Raw genomic sequence first — 22,313 nt, 5'->3', positions numbered from 1 at the left:
CTATGACCTTGCGCAGCTTGTGTCAATAAATTAAGCGATGGAGTCTATCCGGACGTTTCTGGGTAGGCTGTCCTGACGTCCGGTTAGGGCATAGCCTAATCGGACGCGACGGGATGGTTGAATCATTTTGATAGTTGTAGTATTATTTGAATATGGAAAAGCAAACCGCAACATCAATTTTTGAATCCCTCTCATCGGGGCTGCGTCTGGATGTGTTCAGACTGCTAGTCAAGAAGGGGCCGGAAGGCATGGTGGCAGGCGAGATCGCCACCGCGCTGGACGTGCCTCCGGCCAACCTCTCCTTTCACCTAAAGGCGTTGTCACAAGCTCGCTTGGTGACAGTAGAGCAGGAGGGCCGCTTCCAGCGCTACCGCGCGGACATCCCGTTGATGCTGGATTTAATCGCGTACCTCACCGAAGAATGCTGTTCGGGCAGCCCCGCGCAATGCGTTGAAATGCGTGCTGCCTCGAAATGTGTCGAGGAACTATTGCCGCCACTGTCACCCACCCTAGCGAAAGCGACAACATGAATATTCTGTTTCTTTGCACCGGTAACTCCTGCCGTTCCATCCTGGCCGAGGCAACTTTCAACCACCTAGCTCCAACGGGTTGGAAAGCGATGAGTGCGGGCAGTCAACCAACCGGGACTGTTCACCCACGCTCTCTAGCGCTCTTGGCACGTGAAGGCATCGCCACAGATGGACTGCGCAGCAAGTCGTGGGAGAACTTGCCGCTGGTCCCGGATGTGGTCATTACGGTCTGCTCGAACGCCGCAGGAGAAACCTGTCCGGCTTACCTTGGTCCGGTACTGCGTGCGCATTGGGGTGTTGACGATCCCGCTCATGCCACAGGGACCGAAGCGGAAATCGAAGCCGCGTTCACGACGGCCTACCGTATCTTGCGACGTCGCATCGAAGCCTTCCTCGCGCTGCCGTTGGAGCAACTTGTACACGACCGGACACGCTTGAAGGTGGAACTGGATCGGATTGGAGCGCTTTCAGCGTAGTTTTTATTTGACTGTTATTTCAATACTTGATGGAGGTTTTAAATGAAGAGGATCGAAGTGTTTGACCCATCGCTGTGTTGCAGCACCGGCGTCTGCGGCGTGGATGTTGACCAAGCCCTGGTGACTTTTGCCGCTGATGTCGATTGGGCGAAGCAGAACGGCGCGTACATCGAGCGCTACAACCTGGCGCAGCAGCCACAGATGTTTGCCGACAATGCGACCGTAAAAGGATTTTTGCAGCGCTCCGGTCAGGATGCTCTGCCACTGATCCTGGTCGATGGTGAAGTGGCCCTCGCGGGGCGTTATCCAAAGCGGGCTGAATTGGCCCTCTGGATCGGCATTGATCAACCTGCAGATGCCGCCAAACCGGCGACGGGCGGTTGCTGCTCCGGCCCGCGTGGCTGCTGCTGAACAACATGGAGAAAATAATGATGAAATTCCTGCAAATTCCTCCCCGCTTTTTGTTTTTCACGGGCAAGGGTGGCGTCGGCAAAACCTCGATTGCCTGCGCCACGGCCATTCAGTTGGCCGAAGCCGGAAAGCGCGTCCTCCTGGTTAGTACTGACCCGGCATCCAACGTCGGGCAGGTATTTGGTGTCGATATTGGTAATCGCGTCACACCGATTCCGGCAGTTCCACGTCTTTCTGCTCTGGAGATTGATCCCGAGGCAGCGGCCAGTGCCTATCGCGAGCGCCTGGTCGGCCCGGTCCGCGGCGTGCTTCCTGATGACGTGGTGAAGGGCATCGAAGAATCGTTGTCCGGCGCGTGCACTACCGAAATCGCCGCATTTGACGAGTTCACTGCGCTACTGACCAACGCGGCACTCACGGCTGATTACGAACACATCATCTTTGATACGGCACCTACCGGCCACACCATCCGCTTGCTGCAACTGCCGGGCGCGTGGAGCGGTTTCCTGGAAGCCGGCAAGGGCGATGCCTCGTGCCTAGGCCCGCTGGCCGGTCTGGAAAAGCAGCGGAACCAGTACAAGGCGGCTGTTGAAGCCTTGGCCGATCCGCTGCAAACCCGTCTGGTGCTGGTCGCTCGCGCCCAGCAGGCGACCTTGCGCGAGGTAGCCCGAACCCACGAAGAACTGGCAGCCATAGGCCTCAAACAGCAACATCTCGTCATCAACGGCATCCTGCCGCACGTCGAAGCCGCTACCGACCCGCTGGCCGCAGCAATCCACGAACGGGAACAAACGGCGCTGAAGAACATCCCGACTACGTTGACTGCGCTTCCGCGTGATCATGTAGAACTCAAGCCCTTCAATCTCGTCGGCCTTGAAGCACTGCGGCAGTTGCTGACCGACCTTCCTCCACAAGCACCCGCAGCGGTTGATTCCCCGATCGAACTCGACGAGCCCGGCATGGCCGACCTGATCGACGGCATCGCGGCGGATGGACACGGGCTGGTCATGTTGATGGGCAAAGGTGGTGTAGGCAAGACGACCCTGGCGGCCGCCATCGCGGTCGAATTGGCGCATCGCGGCTTGCCGGTGCATCTGACGACCTCCGATCCTGCTGCCCACTTGACCGACACCCTGGAGTCCTCGCTCGATAATCTGACCGTAAGCCGAATCGATCCGCGTGCCGAGACCGAGCGCTATCGCCAGCACGTCCTGGAAACCAAGGGCGCTCAACTCGATGCCGAAGGCCGTGCGCTGTTGGAAGAAGATCTGCGTTCGCCCTGCACGGAAGAGATTGCGGTCTTCCAGGCGTTCTCCCGCATCATTCGCGAGGCCGGGAAAAAGTTCGTCGTCATGGACACGGCCCCGACCGGGCACACCTTGCTCCTGCTCGACGCGACGGGTGCGTATCACCGCGAAGTGTCACGACAAATGGGCAAGACCGGCATGCACTTCACGACGCCGATGATGCAATTGCAGGATCCGAAACAAACGAAGGTACTCGTCGTCACGCTGGCGGAGACGACGCCGGTACTGGAGGCCGCCAACCTGCAAGCTGATTTGCGCCGTGCCGGGATCGAGCCCTGGGCCTGGATCATCAACACCAGCGTGGCGGCAGCTTCGGCCAAGTCGCCGTTACTGCGTCAGCGTGCGGCCAACGAGCTACGCGAAATCAGCGCCGTGGCGAATCAGCACGCGGACCGTTACGCGGTTGTCCCGCTGCTGAAGGAAGAACCGATCGGTGCAGAACGACTGCGTGCGCTCATCCATCCTCAAGCATAGGAGATCGACCATGTTGATCCGAAATTTCATGACGCCCGATCCGGTAACCGTTCAACCTGACACACCGGTTGAGGACATTGCGAGGCTGCTGCTTGCCCATCGTATCAATGGTGTTCCAGTGGTCGAAGGCGCTGGTCGGCTGATCGGCGTTGTGACTGCGGAGGACTTGATTCACCGGGGAGCGGACGAACGGCTTGAACCCCGTGAATCAATCTGGAAGGAGAATTTCTGGGTTTCCTTCCTTGGTCCAAAGGGGTCGCACCACGACAAGGCCGAGGGGCGTACTGCCGCAGAGGTAATGACCACGGATGTGCACAGCGTCGCGCCTGCCATGCATCCCTCCGTTGCAGCCCGGCTGATGGTGGACCATCACTTAACGTCCCTTCCTGTCGTGGAGGATGGGAAAGTGATCGGCGTCATCTCCCGGATTGACCTCTTAAGCCTTCTTAAAGAACTCGAAAACCCTCTGAAAAGAGAGAATTGACGTGATTGCTGCCCTACTGATTTTTCTTGCCACTATCGTTCTGGTGATCTGGCAACCGCGCGGGCTGGGCATTGGCTGGAGTGCGACGCTTGGCGCTGTCGTGGCGTTACTGTCCGGTGTCGTTCACTTCGGTGACATTCCTGTCGTCTGGCAGATCGTCTGGAACGCCACAGCCGCATTCATTGCCATCATCATCATTAGCCTGTTACTCGATGAGGCCGGGTTTTTCGAATGGGCAGCCTTGCACGTCGCACGCTGGGGCGGAGGGAAAGGACGTCTGCTGTTTGCGCTGATCATCCTGCTTGGTGCAGCCGTCGCCGCGCTTTTTGCCAACGATGGCGCAGCGCTGATTCTCACGCCAATCGTCATGGCCATGTTGTTGGCACTGGGGTTCAGTCCGGCGGCAACGCTCGCGTTCGTCATGGCGGCAGGGTTCATCGCAGATGCCGCCAGCTTGCCGCTTGTCGTATCCAACCTGGTTAACATCGTCTCTGCCGACTTTTTCAATATCGGGTTCAATGACTACGCTGCGGTGATGGTTCCAGTGAATATTGTCGCCATCATTGCCTCTCTGGCCGTGCTGTCGATCTATTTCCGCCGCAGCATCCCCGCACGCTACGACGTGAATCAATTGAAACAGCCGAAAGAGGCCATTCGCGATGTGGCTACGTTTCGTTTCGGCTGGGTGGTTCTGGCCCTGCTGCTGGTCGGATTCTTCGGCCTTGAGCCGCTAGGCGTGCCGGTTAGCGCCGTGGCTGCCGCAGGCGCCCTGCTGTTGCTCGTAGTCGCTGCGCGCGGGCATGTCATCAGCACCCGCAAAGTGATCCGTGAAGCGCCTTGGCAAATCGTCGTTTTCTCGCTGGGAATGTATCTCGTGGTCTATGGGTTGCGTAACCAAGGACTGACGGAGCATATCGCAAGGCTGCTGGATTACTTCGCACAAGGCGGCGTATGGGGCGCCGCCTTTGGAACTGGCTTCCTCACAGCGCTCCTGTCCTCGGCCATGAACAACATGCCTACGGTACTGGTGGGCGCCCTATCCATTGATGCCACGAGCGCAACGGGCGTGGTGAAGGACGCGATGATCTACGCCAATGTGATTGGTAGTGACCTGGGGCCGAAGATCACCCCCATCGGCTCGCTGGCGACGCTGCTTTGGTTGCATGTGCTGGCGCGCAAGGGAATGACAATCACATGGGGATATTACTTCAAGGTGGGCGTTGTGCTGACCGTCCCCGTACTCGCGGCTACCCTGGCAGCGCTGGCACTGCGCCTGAGTCTCACTTGATGCGAGCGGAGCGCTGTTTGCGGACATGCTCACGAGATGAAGAATGAACTGTCCAAAAATGCATACGAAATTGGATAACATCAATGAATGACTGGACGGTGATGCTCATTGAAGCATCAAAGATGTTTCTGTTCTTGGCGTTAGAACTCTCGGTTTTGTTTTTGATCATCAGTGCCGGCGTCAGTTGGTTAAGGCAACGAATTCCTGATGAGAAAATCCAGAAAACGCTCGGAGGCCGGCGCGGAAAAGGCTATGCAATCGCTGCGGCGTTAGGTTCCCTGACACCCTTTTGCAGTTGCTCGACGATCCCGATGTTACGAGGGCTGTTGTCTGCAAGGGCTGGTTTTGGACCGACCCTGACTTTCCTGTTTGTCTCACCTTTACTCAATCCAATTATTGTCGGCTTGATGTGGGTGACCTTTGGCTGGAAAGTGACGATGCTATACACCGTCATTGCGGCCAGTGTTTCGGTCATTGCCAGCTTTCTGCTCGACCAGTGGGGATTCGAGCGTTATGTCATTGAGGACTCCGGGGCCAAAGGCAAGTGCTCGTCTACGTGTTCCTCTTCGGATGCGGAGCCCGTTTCGTCAAAAGCAGCTTGCTGCAACACAAGTACACCTCCCGTTTCTATCGCTTCTCCCGCGCAAGCTAAATCGTGCTGTACTCCCGCCAAACCTTCGACCGAGGCAGCTTGCTGCACAAAGAGCAGTTCCGCCGATCCCGTGGTTTCCAGCGCCCCGTCCGGGATGCGCCTCGCTTGCACGGAGGCCTGGCAGCAGTTCAAGGATGTTTTGCCCTATCTGGCATTGGGCGTCCTGATCGGTTCGTTCATTTATGGATTCATCCCGTCTGAATGGATTGCCGATCATGCCGGTGGTGATAATCCCTGGGCTATTCTCTTGAGTGCGGTCATCGGGATACCGCTCTATATCCGCGCCGAAGCCGTGATTCCTTTAGCCTCCGTTTTGCTTGCGAAGGGTATGGGCATCGGGGCGGTACTTGCCCTTATCATTGGTAGCGCAGGCGCTAGTCTGACGGAAGTTATCTTGCTGAAGTCGATGTTCAGGACACCGATGATTGTGGCGTTTCTGACGGTGATTCTGGGTATGGCGGTTTTTATGGGCTACCTCGTATCCTTTCTTTTTTAGCGAAACTGGATTTACTCGGCCACAGATAGAAGAGCTGTCATGCCACGCCGTTCGATCCTGTCCATTGCCGAGCGTGACAGCCTGCTGGCATTGCCGGGTACCAAGGAAGAACTGATTCGTCAGTACACGTTCAGCGACACCGACCTGTCCATCATTCGGCAGCGGCGCGGCCCGGCCAACCGCCTGGGCTTCGCCGTTCAGCTTTGCTACTTGCGCTTTCCTGGCGTCATCCTTGGCACCGACAAGCTGCCGTTTCCGCCCTTGTTGAAACATGTTGCCGACCAGCTTAAGGTCAGCGTCGAAAGCTGGGACGAGTATGGACAGCGGGAGCAGACCCGGCGCGAGCACCTGGTCGAATTGCAAACGGTGTTTGGCTTCCGGCCGTTCACCATGAGCCACTACCGGCAGGCCGTCCACACGCTGACTGAGCTGGCCATGCAAACCGACAAGGGCGTCGTGCTGGCCTGCGCCTTGGTCGATCATCTTCGGCGGCAGTCGGTCATTCTGCCTGCCATCAACGCCGTCGAACGAGCGACCGCCGAAGCGATTACCCGCGCCAACCGGCGCATCTACGATGCCCTGGCCGAACCGCTATCGGACGTGCATCGCCGCCGCCTCGACGATCTGCTCAAGCGCCGTGACAACGGCAAGACAACCTGGTTGGCCTGGCTGCGCCAGTCACCGGCCAAGCCGAATTCGCGGCACATGCTTGAACACATCGAACGCCTCAAAGCCTGGCACGCCCTCGACTTGCCTTCGGGCATCGAGCGCTTGGTTCACCAGAATCGGCTGCTCAAGATCGCCCGCGAGGGCGGTCAGATGACGCCCGCGGACCTGGCTAAGTTCGAGGCGCAGCGCCGCTACGCGACCCTGGTGGCGCTCGCCATCGAGGGCATGGCCACCGTCACCGACGAAATCATCGACCTGCATGACCGCATCCTGGGCAAGCTGTTCAACGCCGCCAAGAACAAGCATCAGCAGCAGTTTCAGGCATCCGGCAAGGCGATCAATGCCAAGGTGCGGCTGTTCGGGCGCATCGGTCAGGCGCTGATCGAGGCCAAGCAAGCAGGCCGTGATCCGTTCGCCGCCATCGAGGCCGTCATGTCCTGGGATGCCTTCGCCGAGAGCGTCACCGAAGCGCAGACGCTCGCGCAGCCCCATGACTTTGATTTCTTGCACCGCATCGGCGAGAGCTACGCCACGCTGCGCCGCTACGCGCCGGAACTTCTCGGCGTGCTCAAGCTGCGGGCCGCGCCTGCCGCCAAGGACGTACTCGACGCCATCGAGGTGCTGCGCGGCATGAACAGCGACAACGCCCGCAAGGTGCCTGCGGACGCGTCGACCGACTTCATCAAGCCGCGCTGGCAGAAGCTGGTGATGACCGACACCGGCATCGACCGGCGTTACTACGAACTGTGCGCGCTGTCGGAGATGAAGAACGCACTGCGCTCCGGCGACATCTGGGTGCAGGGCTCGCGCCAGTTCAAGGACTTCGAGGATTACCTGGTGCCGCCCGCGAAATTCGCCAGTCTCAAGCAGGCCAGCGAATTGCCGCTGGCTGTGGCCACCGATTGCGCCCAGTACCTGTATGAACGGCTGACGCTGCTGGAAACGCAGCTCACCACCGTAAACCGCATGGCGCTGGCCAACGAGTTGCCGGATGCCATCATCACCGAATCGGGACTGAAGATCACGCCACTCGACGCGGCGGTGCCCGACACCGCGCAGGCCCTGATCGACCAGACCGCAATGGCCCTGCCGCACGTCAAGATCACCGAATTGCTGCTGGAGGTGGACGAATGGACGGGCTTCACCCGGCACTTCGCGCATCTGAAATCGGGCGACCTGGCCAAGGACAAGAACCTGCTGCTGACCACGATCCTCGCCGACGCGATCAACCTGGGCCTGACCAAGATGGCAGAGTCCTGCCCCGGCACAACCTACGCCAAGCTGGCCTGGCTGCAAGCCTGGCACATCCGCGACGAAACCTACGGGGCGGCGCTGGCCGAGCTGGTCAACGCGCAGTTCCGACATCCCTTCGCCGAGCACTGGGGCGACGGCACCACGTCGTCATCGGACGGCCAGAACTTCCGCACCGGCAGCAAGGCCGAGAGTACCGGCCACATCAACCCAAAATACGGCAGCAGCCCAGGGCGGACGTTCTACACCCACATCTCCGACCAGTACGCGCCGTTCCACACCAAGGTGGTGAATGTCGGCGTGCGCGACTCGACCTACGTGCTCGACGGCCTGCTGTACCACGAATCCGACCTGCGCATCGAGGAGCACTACACCGACACGGCGGGCTTCACCGATCACGTCTTCGCGCTGATGCACCTGCTGGGCTTCCGCTTCGCGCCGCGCATCCGTGACCTGGGCGACACCAAGCTCTACATTCCCAAGGGTGAAACCGCCTATGACGCGCTGAAGCCGATGATCGGCGGCACGCTCAACATCAAGCACGTCCGCGCCCATTGGGATGAAATCCTGCGGCTGGCCACATCGATCAAACAAGGCACGGTGACGGCCTCGCTGATGCTGCGCAAGCTCGGCAGCTATCCGCGCCAGAATGGTCTGGCCGTCGCCCTGCGCGAGTTGGGCCGCATCGAGCGCACGCTGTTCATCCTGGACTGGTTGCAAAGCGTCGAGCTGCGCCGCCGTGTGCATGCCGGACTGAACAAGGGCGAGGCCCGCAACGCGCTGGCCCGTGCCGTGTTCTTCAACCGCCTGGGCGAAATCCGCGACCGCAGTTTCGAGCAGCAACGCTACCGGGCCAGCGGCCTCAACCTGGTGACGGCAGCCATCGTGCTGTGGAACACGGTTTATCTGGAACGGGCCGCGAATGCCCTGCGTGGCCACGGCAAGCCCGTTGATGATTCTCTATTGCAGTATCTGTCGCCGCTGGGTTGGGAGCACATCAACCTGACTGGCGATTACCTCTGGCGCAGCAACGCCAAGATCGGCGCGGGCAAGTTCAGGTCGCTACGGCCGCTGCAACCAGCTTAACGTGCTTTATTTTCCGTTTTCTGAGACGACCCCTTCTTTTGATAGCTGCCAGCGCTTTATACACAAGCGTTACAGCCCGAAAATTCTATAAAAGTCAGCAAGCCACCCACCCCTGCCCTCTCCCGGAGGGAGCGGGGGTGAAGGCCGGCGCGGCCCTCAGGCCAGCGCCCGCGCCACGGCGCGCTGCGCCATCACGCCCACCAGGTGGGCACGGTAGGCGCTGCCCGCATGCAGGTCGCTGGACATGTCGGCCTCTTCGGTCGGCACGCCGGCGATCGCCTCGGGCGCGAAGCGCGCGTCGAGCGCCTTCTCCATCGCCTGGTGGCGGAACACGCCGTTGCCCCCGCCCGTCACGGCCACGCGCACGCCCTGGGCCGTCTGCGCGACGAACACGCCGATCAGCGCGAACAGCGAGGCCGGCTGCGCGAACTTGACGTAGGCGGCCTTCGCCGCGATGGGAAAGCGCACGGCGGTGATGAGTTCGCCCTCCTCCAGCGCCGTGGCGAACAGGCCCTGGAAGAAGTCGTCGGCGGCGATCGCGCGCGCCGTGGTGTGCACGGTGGCGCCCAGCGCGAGCAGCGCGGCGGGGTAGTCGGCGGCGGGGTCGTTGTTGGCCACCGATCCGCCGATGGTGCCGCGCGCGCGCACCTGCTTGTCGCCGATGCCGCCGGCCAATGCGGCCAGCGCGGGAATGGCGGCGCGCACCTCGGCGCTCTCGGCCACGTCGCAGTGGCGCGTCATGGCGCCGATGACCAGGGCGTCGCCATCGCGGCGTATGCCCTTCAGTTCGGGCACGGCGCCCAGGTCCACGATCTGCTCGGGCGCGGCCAGGCGCAGCTTCATCGATGCCAGAAGGGTCTGGCCGCCGGCCAGCGGCCTGGCGCCGGCCTGGGCGAGCCTCAGCGCGTCGGCCTCGGAGGCGGGGCGCTCATAGGTGAATGCGTACATGAGAGTGCTCCTTTCAGGCTGCGGCTTTCTGGATCGCCTGCCAGACGCGGTGCGGCGTGGCGGGCATGTCGATGTCGGTCACGCCCAGGGGCCTGAGCGCGTCGAGCACGGCGTTGATCACCGCCGGGGGCGAGCCTATGGCCCCGGCCTCGCCGCAGCCCTTGCTGCCTATGGGGTTGTGCGTGCAGGGCGTGCACACGTGGCCGAGCTTGAACTCGGGGAAGTCGGCCGCGCGCGGCATGGTGTAGTCCATGTAGCTGCCGGTGAGCAGCTGGCCCGAATCGGGGTCGTACACGCCATGCTCCATCAGCGCCTGGCCCATGCCCTGCACCACGCCGCCGTGCACCTGGCCCTCGACGATCATGGGGTTGACGATGACGCCGAAGTCGTCCACCGCGGTGAAGCGGTCCACGCGCACCACGCCCGTCTGCGGGTCCACCTCGACCTCGCAGATGTAGGTGCCTGCGGGGTAGGTGAAGTTGGTCGGGTCGTAGAAGGCGGTCTCGTTCAGGCCCGGCTCCAGCTTGTCGAGCGGGTAGTTGTGCGGCACGTAGGCGGTAAGCGCCACCTGGGCGAAGGGGACCTTCTTGTCCGTGCCCTTGACGGTGAATTCGCCGCCCGCGAACTCGATGTCGGCATCGCTCGCCTCCATCAGGTGGGCCGCGATCTTCTTGGCCTTGGCCTCGATCTTGTCCAGCGCCTTCATGATGGCCGTGCCGCCCACCGACAGCGACCGGCTGCCGTAGGTGCCCATGCCGAAGGGTACGCGGCCGGTGTCGCCGTGCACGATGTCCACCTGGCCCGGGTCCAGCCCCAGGCGCGCCGCCACCAGTTGTGCAAAGGTCGTCTCGTGCCCCTGGCCGTGGCTGTGCGAGCCGGTGAACACCGTCACGCTGCCCGTGGGGTGCACGCGCACCTCGCCGGCCTCGAACAGGCCGGCGCGCGCGCCCAGGGCGCCGGCGATGTTGCTGGGCGCCAGGCCGCAGGCCTCGATGTAGCAGCTGTAGCCGATGCCGCGCTTGAGGCCCCTGGCCTCGCTGGCCTTGCGCCGGGCCTCGAAGCCGGCCACGTCGGCGAGCTTCTGCGACGCGTTCATGCAGGCGTGGAAGTCCCCCGTGTCGTACTGCAGCGCCACCGGCGTCTGGTAGGGGAAGCTGGCGATGAAGTTGCGCTTGCGGATCTCGTCCTGGGACAGGCCCAGCTCCCAGGCGCAGCGCGTGACCAGGCGCTCGACCAGGTAGGCGGCCTCGGGGCGGCCCGCGCCGCGGTAGGCGTCCACGGGCGCGGTGCTGGTGAACCAGCCGTCGACCTCCACGTAGATCTGCGGCGTGGCGTACTGGCCCGCCAGCAGCGTGCCGTACAGGATGGTGGGAATGGCCGAGGCGAAGGTGGAGAGGTACGCGCCCAGGTTGGCGTGGGTGTGCACGCGCATGGCCAGGAACTTGCCGTCCTTGTCCATGGCCATCTCGGCGTGGCTGATGTGGTCGCGCCCGTGCGCGTCGCTCACGAAGGATTCGCTGCGCTCGGCCGTCCACTTGACGGGGCAGTTGAGCTGCCTGGCGGCCCAGGTCAGCGCCACGTCCTCGGCGTACAGGAAGATCTTGGAGCCGAAGCCGCCGCCCACGTCGGGCGCGATCACGCGCACCTTGTGCTCGGGCAGGCCGAGCACGAAGGCGGTCATGAGCAGGCGCTCCACGTGCGGGTTCTGGTTGGCCACGTAGAGCTGGTATTCGTCGGTGGCGCGGTTGTAGCTGGCGTTGGCCGCGCGCGGCTCCATGGCGTTGGGGATGAGGCGGTTGTTCGTCAGGTCGATCGCGGTGACGTGGGCCGCGCCGGCAAAGGCGGCGTCCACGGCCGCCTTGTCGCCCAGCGTCCACTTGTAGCAGTGGTTGTCGGGCGCCTCGGCGTGCAGCGCGGGGCCCTGGCTGGCCGTGCGCATGTCGATCACGGGCGCGAGCTCCTCGTAATCGACGGCGACGGCCTCGGCCGCGTTCTTCGCCTGCTCCAGCGTGTCGGCCACGACCATGGCGACATGGTCGCCCACGTAGCGCACCTTCGTTGCGGCCAGCACCGGGTGGGGCGGCTCCTTCATCGGGCTGCCGTCGGGGTTGGAGATCAGCCAGCCGCAGGGCAGGCCGTTCACCTTGCCCTCGATGTCCTTGCCGGTGAAGACGGCGGCCACGCCGGGCATGGCGGCCGCCGCGGCCGTGTCCACGCCCTTGATGTTCGCGTGCGCGTAGGGCGAGCGCACGAAGACGGCGTATTTCTGGCCCGGCTGCACGATGTCGTCGGTGTAGTTGCCCGCGCCGGTCAGGAAGCGCAGGTCCTCCTTGCGCTTCACGGATTCGCCGATGTGCGGCAGCTTGGCAAATTCAGTGGCACCCATGGTATGTCTCCTTGTGCGTTTTGCCCGGGGCCGTCAGGCGGCCAGGGCCTTCTGGGCGGTCTGCACCGCGTGCACGATGTTCTGGTAGCCGGTGCAGCGGCAGATGTTGCCCTCCAGCTGCTCGCGGATCTCGGCCTCGCTGGCCCGGGGGTTGTGCGCCAGCAGGTCCACGGCGCTCATCACCATGCCCGGCGTGCAGAAGCCGCACTGCAGGCCGTGGCATTCCTTGAAGGCCGCCTGCATGGGGTGCAGCGTGCCGTCGGCCGCGGCCAGGCCCTCGATGGTGGTGATGTCCGCCCCCTGCATCTGCACCGCCAGCGCGTTGCAGGCCTTGATGGAGCGGCCGTCGGCGATCACCGTGCAGGCGCCGCACTGCGCGGTGTCGCAGCCCTGGTGCGTGCCGGTCAGGCGCAGGTGCTCGCGCAGGAACTGCACCAGCAGCGTGTTGGGCGGCACGTCGGCCGTGATGGCGCGGCCATTGACATTGAGTTGGATTTGCATCGCGAGCGTCTCCTGGTTGTCGTGGCAAAGGTGGGGCAGCCAAGCTTCTCATTCTTGAAACCTGCAGGCGCGGCGCACCTGGGTAAAACCCTTGTGCCCGAGTACAAATAGACTCCGGGCAAGGCGCCCGCGCAGCAGGCACGAAAGGCCGGAAAAGCTCCATGAAACACTACGACTACATCGTCATCGGCGGCGGCAGCGGCGGCATCGCCTCGGTCAACCGCGCGGCCATGCACGGCAGGCGGTGCGCCCTGATCGAGGCCGGGGAGCTCGGCGGCACCTGCGTCAACGTGGGCTGCGTCCCCAAGAAAGTCATGTGGCATGCCGCGCAGGTTGCGGATGCGATCCGGCAATACGGCCCGGACTACGGGTTCGACGCCACCGTCAACCGCTTCGACTGGGACACCCTGGTGCGCAACCGCAGCGCCTACATCGGGCGCATCCACGCCTCGTACGCGGCGGGGCTGGAGAAGAACAAGGTGGACGTGATCCGGGGCTTCGCCCGGTTCGTCGATGCGCGCACCATCGAGGTCGGCGGAGAGCGGCTGACGGCCAGCCACATCCTCATCGCCACGGGCGGCCGCCCCGTCCGCCCGGACATCCCCGGCGCGGAGCACGGGCTGGATTCCGACGGCTTCTTCGCCCTGCCCGCCCTGCCCCGGCGCACGGCCGTCGTGGGCGCGGGCTACATCGCCGTGGAGCTGGCCGGCGTGCTGAACGCGCTGGGCTCGCAGACGCACCTGTTCGTGCGCAAGCATGCGCCGCTGCGCAACTTCGATCCGCTGCTGAGCGACACGCTCGTGGAAGCAATGCGGGCCGAGGGCCCCCAGCTGCACACCCACGCCAGCCCGACGGCCGTACGCAAGAACGCCGACGGCAGCCTGACGCTGGAACTCTCCAACGGCGAACGCCACGCGACGGACTGCGTCATCTGGGCCATAGGCCGCGCGCCGCACACGGCCGGCCTGCGGCCGGAGGCCGCCGGCGTCATGCTCGACGAGCGCGGCCACGTGCGCGTGGACAAGTACCAGGACACCAACGTGCCCGGCATCCATGCCGTGGGCGACGTCACCGGGCAAGCCGAGCTGACGCCGGTGGCCGTGGCCGCGGGGCGGCGCCTGGCGGAGCGCCTGTTCAACGACAGGCCCGACGCGCACCTGGACTACGGCAACATCCCCTCCGTGGTGTTCAGCCACCCGCCCATAGGCACGGTCGGCCTCACCGAGCCCGAGGCCCGGGCGCAGTACGGCGACGACGCCGTGCGGGTGTACCAGTCCGCCTTCACCGCCATGTACTCGGCGGTGACGCGACACCGCCAGAGCGCCCGCATGAAGCTCGTGTGCGTGGGGCCGGACGAGCGGATCGTCGGCATCCACGGCATAGGCCACGGCATGGACGAGATCCTCCAGGGCTTCGCCGTCGCGCTGAAGATGGGCGCGACCAAGCGCGACTTCGACGACACGGTGGCGATCCACCCCACCGCGGCGGAGGAGTTCGTGACGATGCGCTGAGAGCGCCTTCTCAGTCGGGCAGGAAGTCCTGTCCCTCGCTCAAGGGCGCAATGCGGTAGCTGGCCGGCGTGCGGCTCAGCTTGACCGGCGCGCCCAGGCCCTGGTAGCCCCCGTCCATGGCCACCACCATCTCGCGGTGCGCCGTGTGCGGGTGCCGCAGGGCCTGCGCCACGTCGAGCACCGGCGCCGCCGGCACGCCTATGGCCATCAGCGCATCGGCCAGCTCCTGGCCGTCGCGGTCAGCGAACGCCTGCGTGAGCAGCGGCTTGAGCTCATGGCGGTTGACCGACCGCTGCCCCGCCGTGGCGAAGCGCGCATCCTGCGCCAGCGCGCCCTGGCCGATGTAGTCGCACAGCAGCGCGAACTGGCGATCGTTGCCCACGGCCAGGAAGATGGGCGCGCCGCCCGTGTGGACCACGTCGTACGGATAGATGTTGGGGTGGGCGTTGCCGGTGCGCCCGGGCACCTTGCCGCTCATGAACCAGTTGGCCGCGTGCGGGTGCAAGAGCGACAGGCCCGAGTCGTACAGCGCGGCATCGACCAGCTGGCCCTGGCCGCTGCGGGCGCGCTCGTGCAGCGCCAGCAGCACGCCGATGGCGGCGTTCATGCCGGTGACCATGTCCACCACCGGCAGGCCCACGCGCAGCGGGTCGCCATCCGCGTCGCCGTTGATGCTCATGAGCCCGGCCATGGCCTGGATGGCGGCGTCGTAGCCCGGCAGCGCGCCCAGCGGGCCGTCGGTGCCGAAGCCCGTCACGCGGCACCAGACCAGGTGCGGGAACTCGTGGCGCACCTGCTCGTAGCCTATGCCCCACTTCTCCATGGTGCCGGCCTTGAAGTTCTCCACCACCACGTCGGCCCGGGCCATGAGCTCGCGCACGCGCATCTGGCCATCCGGGGCGGACAGGTCCAGGAACTGGATGCGCTTGTTGCGGTTCAGGCCGAAGTAGTATGACGCCACGCCATCCTTGTTGAACGGCGGCCCCCAGGTGCGCGTGTCGTCGCCCTGCGGCGGCTCCACCTTGAGCACGTCGGCGCCGTGGTCGCCCAGGATCTGGCCGCACAGCGGCCCGCCCAGGATGCGCGACAGGTCCAGCACCTTGACGCCCGCGAGCGCGCCCGCCCTGCCCGCTGCCTGCCGCGGGTCTTGCCCTTGTGTCATGAGAAATTCACTCCAGTTCAGTCGAGTTGCACGCCCGACTGTTGCACCACCTTGGCCCATTTATCGACCTCGGCCTTGATGAAGCGCCCCAGGTAGGCGGGCGAATGGTCGGGCGAGGCCTCCAGCCCCTGGGCCGCGAAGGTCTGCCTGACCTTGTCCGTGGCCAGCGCGCGCGTGAACGCCTGGTTGAGCAGCTTCACGCGGTCGGCCGGCGTGCCCTTGGGGGCGACCACGCCAAAGAATACGCTCACGTCGTAGCCCTTCAACTCCTTGCCGCCCTGCTCGGCGATGGTGGGAATGTCGGGCATGGCGCTGGAGCGCTTGGCCGTCGCCACGCCCAGGGCCTTGACCTTGTCGCTCTTGATGTAGGGCATGGCGGTCAGGATGTCGGTGAAGGTCATGTCCACCTGGCCCGCCAGCAGGTCGTTGAGCGCCGGGCCCGTGCCCTTGTAGGGCACGTGCACCAGCTGCGTGCCCGCCATGCCGTTGAACAGCACGCCCGCCAGGTGCGACGAGGCGCCGTTGCCCGAGGAGGCGTAGTTGAGCGTGCCGGGCTTGGCCTTCTCCTTGGCGATCAGCTCCTGCACGCTGTTCACGCCCAGGCCGGGGCGCACCACCAGGATGTTGGGCAGGTAGCCCACGTAGATGACGGGCTCGAAGCTGGTGCGCGGGTCGTACTTGAGCCCCTTGTACAAGCTGTGGTTGATGGCCAGCGGCCCCGAGGTGCCGAACATGATGGTGTAGCCGTCGGGGTTGGCGCGCGCCACGAAGTCGGCCCCGATGTTGCCGCCCGCGCCGGCGCGGTTTTCCACCACCACGGCCTGGCCCAGCTCGCGGGTCAGCTCGGTGGCCAGGATGCGCGCCATGGCGTCCGTGGGCCCGCCGGGCGGGAACGGCACCACGAACATGATCGGGCGGTCGGGGAATTTGTCCTGCGCCTGGACGGGCAGGGCCGCCAGCATGGCGGCGCCGGCAATCAGGCCGAGCAGGCTGCGCTTGGGTAGGGTCATGGGTTGTCTCCTGTTATTGATTTGATAGCTTGCAGCGCTTTATCCATGGGCGCTGCGGGTCGTTTTCCCTTGAAACTCCCTCCCCCGAAGGGAGAGGGAGCCGGGACTGGTTACTGCAGCCAGTCGGCCGGCACGGCCGTCTCGGCCAGCGGGTCGCGCGGCAGCACGCGGTGCGCCAGCACCAGCTGCGACAGGCGCAGGCGCTCGGCGGAGCCGGTCTTGCGCGCCTCCCAGGCCATGGCGATGGCCGTGGTGCAGTGGTACAGGGCCGTGGCGGCCTGGCGCACCAGCCTTTCGCCGTCCTCGGCGACGGCGCGCTCGGCCAGCGCCACGGCGCGCGCCAGTGCGCCCGTCAGTGCCTGGCGATAGGCGGCGGTGATGCCCTGGGTGTCGGCCAGCAGGCCGTGCAGGTAGTCCCGCAGCACCGGCAGCGAACCCTCGCGCTTGATGGCGCGCTTCACGTCCAGCGCCACGATGTTGCTCGTGCCTTCCCAGATCGAGCCCAGGTGGGCATCGCGCACCAGGCGCGGGTCGGCCCATTCCTCGATGTAGCCGCAGCCGCCGCGCACCTCCATGGCGTCGCCCGTGACCTTGCGCGCATCGCGGCAGGCGCGAAACTTGATCAGCGGCGTGAGGATGCGCAGCAGCGCATACGCCGCCTTGTCGCCGGCGTCCGAGCGCGTCAGCGTCTGCGCAGTCTGCAGCACCATGGTGCGCGCCTGCTCGGCGGGCACGCGCAGTTTGTCCAACTGCACCTGCATCAGCGGCAGGTCCTGCAGGCGGCGGCCGAAGGCCCAGCGCTCGCGGGCGATGAACTCAGCCTCGGCCACGGCGCGGCGCATCATGCCGGCCGAGCGCATGCCATTCGAGAGGCGCGAGTTGTTCACCATGTCGGCGATCTGCACGAAGCCCCTGCCCTGCTCGCCCACCAGGTAGGCCACGGCGCCCTCCATGCGGATCTCGCCGCTGGCCATGGAGCGCGTGCCCATCTTGTCCTTCAGGCGCACGATGTGGTAGTGGTTGGTGCCGCCGTCATCGAGCTGGCGCGGCAGCAGGAACAGGGATATGCCCTTCATGCCGGGCGGGCCGCCATCGACGCGCGCCAGCACCATGGAAAAACCCGCGTCCGGGTTCGAGCAGAACCACTTCTCGCCATACAGGCGCCAGCTCCCGTCCGGCTGCGGGTAGGCCATGGTCAGGGTGTTGGAGATGTCCGAGCCCGCCGCCTGCTCGGTCATGAACATCGAGCCCTGCACGGCGGAATCGAAGTCCATCGCCAGCAGACTGGGCAGGTACTTGTCGACCAGCTTTTGCTCGCCATACTTGCGCAGCGTGCGCGTGAGCGAATCGGTCATGGACAGCGGGCAGCACAGGCCGAACTCGGACTGCACGAACAGGTACGTCAGCGCGTACTTGACGATGGCCGGCATCTTGCCCTTCCAGCCCAGCATGTCCTCGCGGTGCGAGATCGCGGCCAGGCCGAACTGCTGGAAGGCCACCTTTTCCATCTCGACGTAGGCCGGGTGCTTGACGACGCGCTGCTGCTCCTTGCCCGAGCGGCTGCGCATCTCCAGCGTCGGCGGGTTGCGGTCGGCCTCCAGCGCCCAGTCGTCCACGGCGCCACCGGCCAGCTCGCCCATGCGCTCGAAGTACGGCTGCAGGTGCGCGAACAGGTCCGCAGGCAGGTACAGGGCCAGCAGCTGCTGCAGCTCGGTGTCGGTGGTGTAGTAGTTCACGTGGCCGCGGTCGGGCACGGGGTGGGCGGCGGCGCTGGCCTGGGCCAGGGCTGTCATCTGGGTCTGGTCGTTGGCGGACATGGCGGCTCTCCTGTGTGTGGTGCTGGGCGTGATTGCAGCACGCAGGTCCATTCGAGTCCAATATCATTAAAATCTTTGTCCATAGTGAATTTGTATCTTTGACACCATGGAACTGCGCCTGCTGCACTACTTCGCGACCCTGGCCGAGGAACTGCACTTCGGCCGCGCAGCCCAGCGGCTGTGCATCTCCCAGCCGCCCCTGAGCGTGGCCATCAAGCAGCTGGAGCAGGAGTTGCAGGCCCAGCTGTTCGAGCGCAGCAGCAAGGGCGTGCGGCTCACGGCCGCGGGCGAGCACCTGCTGGGCAAGGCACGCCAGCTGCTGGCGCTCAGCCACCAGGCGGCGCAGGAAACGCGCGACGTGGCCCAGGGCACGCGCGGCCACCTGCGCCTGGGCTTCGTGGGCTCCAGCCTGTACCGCGGCCTGCCCCAGGCGCTGGCGCAACTGCAGCTGTCCCACCCCCAGGTGCGCGTGGACATGCTCGAAGCCAACAGCGCCGAGCAGATCCTGGGCCTGCAGCAGATGCGGCTGGACGTGGCGCTGGTGCACTCCATCCAGCCGCCCGAGGGCATTTCCAGCCAGCTCATCGTGGAGGAGCCTTTCGTGGTCTGCCTGCCCGACCACCACCCGCTGTGCGCCAGCGAAAGCATCGACCTGGCCGAGCTGCGCGACGACCGGCTGATCCTGTTCTCCAACCTGGTCTCGCCCACCTACCACCAGCGCATCTACGAGATGTGCCTGGCCCACGGCTTCGCACCTGAGGTGCGCCACGAGGTGCGCCACTGGCTGTCGGTGATCTCGCTGGTTTCGCTGGGCCAGGGCGTCGCCCTGGTGCCCGCGGCGCTGGAGCGCGTGGGCCTGCCGCGCCTGGTGTTCCGCCCGCTGCGGGGCGAGCACCCGCACTCGGAAATGCTGGCCATGTGGCGCAGCGCGCCGGCCAATCCGCTGGTGCAGGCGCTGCTCGCGCATTTGCAGCAGGCGGTTCAGACGCTGGATATGTAAAAGGGCCTGGAAAATATCCAGGCCCTTGTGATTGGTGGACCGAAGGAGGATCGAACTCCCGACCTCTGCATTGCGAACGCAGCGCTCTCCCAGCTGAGCTATCGGCCCCCACTCGAAGTGTACTGCGCCATGCCCACGGGCGATGTCCTGCCCCTTCAAAAATGCAACAGGCCCGCGCGAAGCGGGCCCGTCTCAGCAACGCCTTGCGCGCGTCAGGCCGTCACGCCCTTGGCCACCTCGGCGTATTCCTCGATCTGGTCGAAGTTCATGTAGCGGTACACGCTGGCCTTGTCCGCGTCGATCACGCCCATTTCCTTGAGGTACTCCTCGCGGGTGGGCAGCTTGCCCAGGCGCGAGGCGATGGCGGCCAGCTCGGCCGAGCCCAGGAACACGTTGGTGTTCTTGCCCAGGCGGTTGGGGAAGTTGCGCGTGCTGGTACTGATCACCGTCGCGCCCTCGCGCACCTGCGCCTGGTTGCCCATGCACAGCGAGCAGCCGGGCATCTCGGTGCGCGCTCCGGCCGTGCCGAAGGCGGCATAGTGGCCTTCCTTGATGAGCTCGTTCTGGTCCATCTTGGTCGGCGGCGCCACCCACAGCTTGACCGGGATGTCGCGCTGGCCGCCCAGCAGCTTGGCCGCGGCGCGGAAGTGGCCGATGTTGGTCATGCACGAGCCGATGAAGGCCTCGTCGATCTTGGTGCCGGCCACTTCGGACAGGAACTTGGCGTCGTCCGGGTCGTTGGGGCAGCAGACGATGGGCTCCTTGATCTCGCTCATGTCGATCTCGATCACGGCGGCGTACTCGGCGTCCTTGTCGGCCTCGAGCAGATCGGGCTTGGCCAGCCAGGCCTCGACTTTCTCGATGCGTCGCTGCAGGGTCTTCGCGTCCTGGTAGCCGTCGGCGATCATGTTCTTCATCAGAACAATGTTCGAGCGCAGGTACTCCTTGATCGGCTCGGGATTGAGCTTGATCGTGCAGCCTGCGGCAGAACGTTCGGCCGATGCGTCGGACAGCTCGAACGCCTGCTCCACCTTCAGGTCGGGCAGGCCTTCGATTTCCAGGATCTTGCCCGAGAAGATGTTCTTCTTGCCGGCCTTGGCCACGGTCAGCAGGCCGGCCTTGATGGCGTACAGCGGAATCGCGTGCACCAGATCGCGCAGCGTCACGCCGGGTTGCAGCTGGCCCTTGAAGCGCACCAGCACCGATTCGGGCATGTCCAGCGGCATCACGCCCGTGGCGGCGCCGAAGGCCACCAGGCCGGAGCCTGCGGGGAAGCTGATGCCGATCGGGAAGCGCGTGTGGCTGTCGCCGCCCGTGCCCACGGTGTCGGGCAGCAGCAGGCGGTTGAGCCAGCTGTGGATCACGCCGTCGCCGGGGCGCAGCGCCACGCCGCCACGGTTGCTGATGAAGGCGGGCAGCTCGCGGTGGGTCTTCACGTCCACGGGCTTGGGATACGCGGCGGTGTGGCAGAAGGACTGCATCACCATGTCGGCGCTGAAGCCCAGGCAGGCCAGGTCCTTGAGCTCGTCGCGCGTCATGGGGCCGGTGGTGTCCTGGCTGCCCACGGTGGTCATCTTGGGCTCGCAGTAGGTGCCGGGGCGGATGCCCTGGCCTTCGGGCAGGCCGCAGGCGCGGCCGACCATCTTCTGCGCCAGCGTGAAGCCTGCCTTGGATTCGGCGGGCGCCTGGGGCAGGCGGAAGGCGGTCGATGCGGCCAGGCCCAGCGCTTCGCGCGCCTTGGCGGTGAGCGAGCGGCCGATGATCAGGTTGATGCGGCCGCCGGCGCGCACTTCGTCGAGCAGCACGTCGCTCTTGAGCGCGAAGTCGGCGATCTTGGCGCCGTTCTTCTCGATCTTTCCATCGTAGGGGAAGATGTCGAGCACGTCGCCCATCTCCATCTTGGACACATCCACCTCGATGGGCAGCGCGCCGGAGTCTTCCTGCGTGTTGAAGAAGATGGGGGCGATCTTGCCGCCCAGCGTCACGCCGCCGAAGCGCTTGTTGGGCACGAAGGGGATGTCGGCGCCCGTGGCCCAGATCACGCTGTTGGTGGCCGACTTGCGGCTGGAGCCCGTGCCCACCACGTCGCCCACGTAGGCGACCAGGTGGCCCTTCTTCTTCAGGTCCTCGATGAATTGCATGGGACCGCGCACGCCGTCCTGCTCGGGCTTGAAGGCTGCATCGGGACGCTGGTTCTTGAGCATCGCCAGGTAGTGCAGCGGAATGTCCGGGCGCGTGGTGGCGTCTGGCGCGGGCGACAGGTCGTCGGTGTTGGTCTCGCCGGGCACCTTGAACACGGTGACGGTGATCTTCTTCTCGACCTCGGGGCGGCTGGTGAACCACTCGGCATCGGCCCAGCTCTGCATCACTTCCTTGGCCTTGGCATTGCCGGCCTTGGCCTTGGCCGCCACGTCGTTGAAGTAGTCGAACATGAGCAGCGTCTTCTTGAGCGCCTCGGCGGCCACGCCCGCCACTTCGGCGTCGTCCAGCAGTTCGATCAGGGGATGCACGTTGTAGCCGCCCACCATGGTGCCCAGCAGCTCGGTGGCGCGGGCCTTGCTGATCAGGCCCACCTGGATGTCGCCGTGCGCCACGGCGGCCAGGAAGCTGGCCTTGACCTTGGCTGCGTCATCCACGCCCGGTGGCACGCGGTAGGTCAGCAGGTCGAGCAGGAACTCGGCCTCGCCGGCGGGCGGGTTCTTGATCAGCTCGATGAGCTCGGCCACCTGCTTGGCATCGAGCGGCAGCGGCGGGATGCCCAGGGCGGCGCGCTCGGCCACATGGTCGCGGTAGGCTTGCAGCATGTCTTCTTTCTCCGGAATGGTCTAGGTTTTCAAAGTGGGGGCGATCGCCT

At 65.0% G+C, this 22,313-nt stretch carries 17 protein-coding genes and 1 tRNA gene; 10 read left to right on the top strand and 8 right to left on the bottom strand.

Going from position 1 to position 22,313, the window contains the following annotated elements; translation table 11 throughout:
• Positions 1 to 152 precede the first annotated feature (152 nt).
• From ACX12L_RS20830 to ACX12L_RS20795, 8 genes are all read left to right on the top strand, one after another.
• Positions 153 to 530 carry an ArsR/SmtB family transcription factor gene (locus tag ACX12L_RS20830; protein ID WP_094069654.1) on the top strand — a complete coding sequence of 126 codons (378 nt, stop codon included), beginning with the start codon at positions 153 to 155 and terminating at the stop codon, positions 528 to 530.
• Complete coding sequence (locus ACX12L_RS20825) at positions 527 to 1,006, top strand: arsenate reductase ArsC (RefSeq protein ID WP_094069655.1); 480 nt, start codon at positions 527 to 529, stop codon at positions 1,004 to 1,006. Before ACX12L_RS20830 ends, ACX12L_RS20825 begins: the two co-directional genes overlap by 4 nt.
• 42 nt (positions 1,007 to 1,048) lie before the next feature.
• The gene (arsD, locus tag ACX12L_RS20820; RefSeq protein ID WP_094069656.1) at positions 1,049 to 1,417 is read left to right on the top strand and encodes an arsenite efflux transporter metallochaperone ArsD; all 369 of its coding nucleotides are present in this window, start codon (positions 1,049 to 1,051) and stop codon (positions 1,415 to 1,417) included.
• Positions 1,418 to 1,437: 20 nt separating this feature from the next.
• Positions 1,438 to 3,198: an arsenical pump-driving ATPase gene (gene arsA / locus ACX12L_RS20815; RefSeq protein ID WP_179284460.1), complete on the top strand. Its 1,761-nt coding sequence runs from the start codon at positions 1,438 to 1,440 to the stop codon at positions 3,196 to 3,198.
• A 10-nt stretch (positions 3,199 to 3,208) separates the two neighbouring features.
• On the top strand, positions 3,209 to 3,682 hold the full coding sequence (locus ACX12L_RS20810) for a CBS domain-containing protein (RefSeq protein WP_459264343.1): 474 nt from the start codon (positions 3,209 to 3,211) through the stop codon (positions 3,680 to 3,682).
• 1 nt (position 3,683) lies between these two features.
• Positions 3,684 to 4,970 carry an arsenic transporter gene (locus tag ACX12L_RS20805; protein WP_094069659.1) on the top strand — a complete coding sequence of 429 codons (1,287 nt, stop codon included), beginning with the start codon at positions 3,684 to 3,686 and terminating at the stop codon, positions 4,968 to 4,970.
• Between the two features lie 83 nt (positions 4,971 to 5,053).
• Positions 5,054 to 6,118, top strand: coding sequence for a permease (locus ACX12L_RS20800; protein ID WP_459264342.1), 1,065 nt, complete (start codon positions 5,054 to 5,056; stop codon positions 6,116 to 6,118).
• 39 nt (positions 6,119 to 6,157) lie between these two features.
• Positions 6,158 to 9,124 (top strand): Tn3 family transposase, encoded by a 2,967-nt coding sequence (locus ACX12L_RS20795; RefSeq protein WP_459264341.1) that lies wholly within the window; start codon positions 6,158 to 6,160, stop codon positions 9,122 to 9,124.
• 156 nt (positions 9,125 to 9,280) lie between these two features.
• On the opposite strand, the gene ACX12L_RS20790 is transcribed toward ACX12L_RS20795, so the two are convergent.
• From ACX12L_RS20790 to ACX12L_RS20780, 3 genes are read right to left on the bottom strand one after another with little or no spacing between them, the layout of a single operon-like run.
• Positions 9,281 to 10,072 carry an FAD binding domain-containing protein gene (locus tag ACX12L_RS20790; RefSeq protein ID WP_459264340.1) on the bottom strand — a complete coding sequence of 264 codons (792 nt, stop codon included), beginning with the start codon at positions 10,070 to 10,072 and terminating at the stop codon, positions 9,281 to 9,283.
• A gap of 13 nt (positions 10,073 to 10,085) precedes the next feature.
• Positions 10,086 to 12,458 (bottom strand): xanthine dehydrogenase family protein molybdopterin-binding subunit, encoded by a 2,373-nt coding sequence (locus ACX12L_RS20785; protein WP_459264339.1) that lies wholly within the window; start codon positions 12,456 to 12,458, stop codon positions 10,086 to 10,088.
• A gap of 33 nt (positions 12,459 to 12,491) precedes the next feature.
• Positions 12,492 to 12,959, bottom strand: coding sequence for a (2Fe-2S)-binding protein (locus ACX12L_RS20780; RefSeq protein WP_459264338.1), 468 nt, complete (start codon positions 12,957 to 12,959; stop codon positions 12,492 to 12,494).
• Between the two features lie 161 nt (positions 12,960 to 13,120).
• On the opposite strand from ACX12L_RS20780, the gene gorA reads away from it, so the two are divergent.
• On the top strand, positions 13,121 to 14,470 hold the full coding sequence (gorA, locus tag ACX12L_RS20775) for a glutathione-disulfide reductase (protein WP_459264337.1): 1,350 nt from the start codon (positions 13,121 to 13,123) through the stop codon (positions 14,468 to 14,470).
• Positions 14,471 to 14,480: 10 nt separating this feature from the next.
• Here the strand turns inward: gorA and ACX12L_RS20770 are convergent, their stop codons facing one another.
• The 3 genes from ACX12L_RS20770 to ACX12L_RS20760 form a co-directional block, all read right to left on the bottom strand.
• Positions 14,481 to 15,632 carry a CaiB/BaiF CoA transferase family protein gene (locus ACX12L_RS20770; protein WP_459264336.1) on the bottom strand — a complete coding sequence of 384 codons (1,152 nt, stop codon included), beginning with the start codon at positions 15,630 to 15,632 and terminating at the stop codon, positions 14,481 to 14,483.
• Between the two features lie 17 nt (positions 15,633 to 15,649).
• A complete protein-coding gene (locus ACX12L_RS20765) occupies positions 15,650 to 16,642 on the bottom strand; it encodes a Bug family tripartite tricarboxylate transporter substrate binding protein (protein ID WP_201398137.1) in 993 nt (330 codons plus the stop codon).
• 110 nt (positions 16,643 to 16,752) lie between these two features.
• Entirely contained in the window at positions 16,753 to 18,459 is a 1,707-nt protein-coding gene (locus tag ACX12L_RS20760) for an acyl-CoA dehydrogenase family protein (RefSeq protein ID WP_459264335.1), read from the bottom strand.
• Between the two features lie 106 nt (positions 18,460 to 18,565).
• On the opposite strand from ACX12L_RS20760, the gene ACX12L_RS20755 reads away from it, so the two are divergent.
• Positions 18,566 to 19,459 (top strand): LysR family transcriptional regulator, encoded by an 894-nt coding sequence (locus tag ACX12L_RS20755; RefSeq protein WP_459264334.1) that lies wholly within the window; start codon positions 18,566 to 18,568, stop codon positions 19,457 to 19,459.
• Between the two features lie 32 nt (positions 19,460 to 19,491).
• On the opposite strand, the gene ACX12L_RS20750 is transcribed toward ACX12L_RS20755, so the two are convergent.
• Together ACX12L_RS20750 and acnB are read right to left on the bottom strand one after the other, a co-directional pair.
• A tRNA-Ala gene (locus ACX12L_RS20750) sits at positions 19,492 to 19,567 on the bottom strand.
• Positions 19,568 to 19,671: 104 nt separating this feature from the next.
• Entirely contained in the window at positions 19,672 to 22,263 is a 2,592-nt protein-coding gene (gene acnB, locus ACX12L_RS20745; RefSeq protein WP_459264333.1) for a bifunctional aconitate hydratase 2/2-methylisocitrate dehydratase, read from the bottom strand.
• Positions 22,264 to 22,313: the final 50 nt, after the last annotated feature.

Source organism: Alicycliphilus sp. T452 (assembly GCF_054512775.1).
Note: the sequence above shows the minus strand (reverse complement) of the source record. Positions and strands in the feature narration are given on the sequence as shown.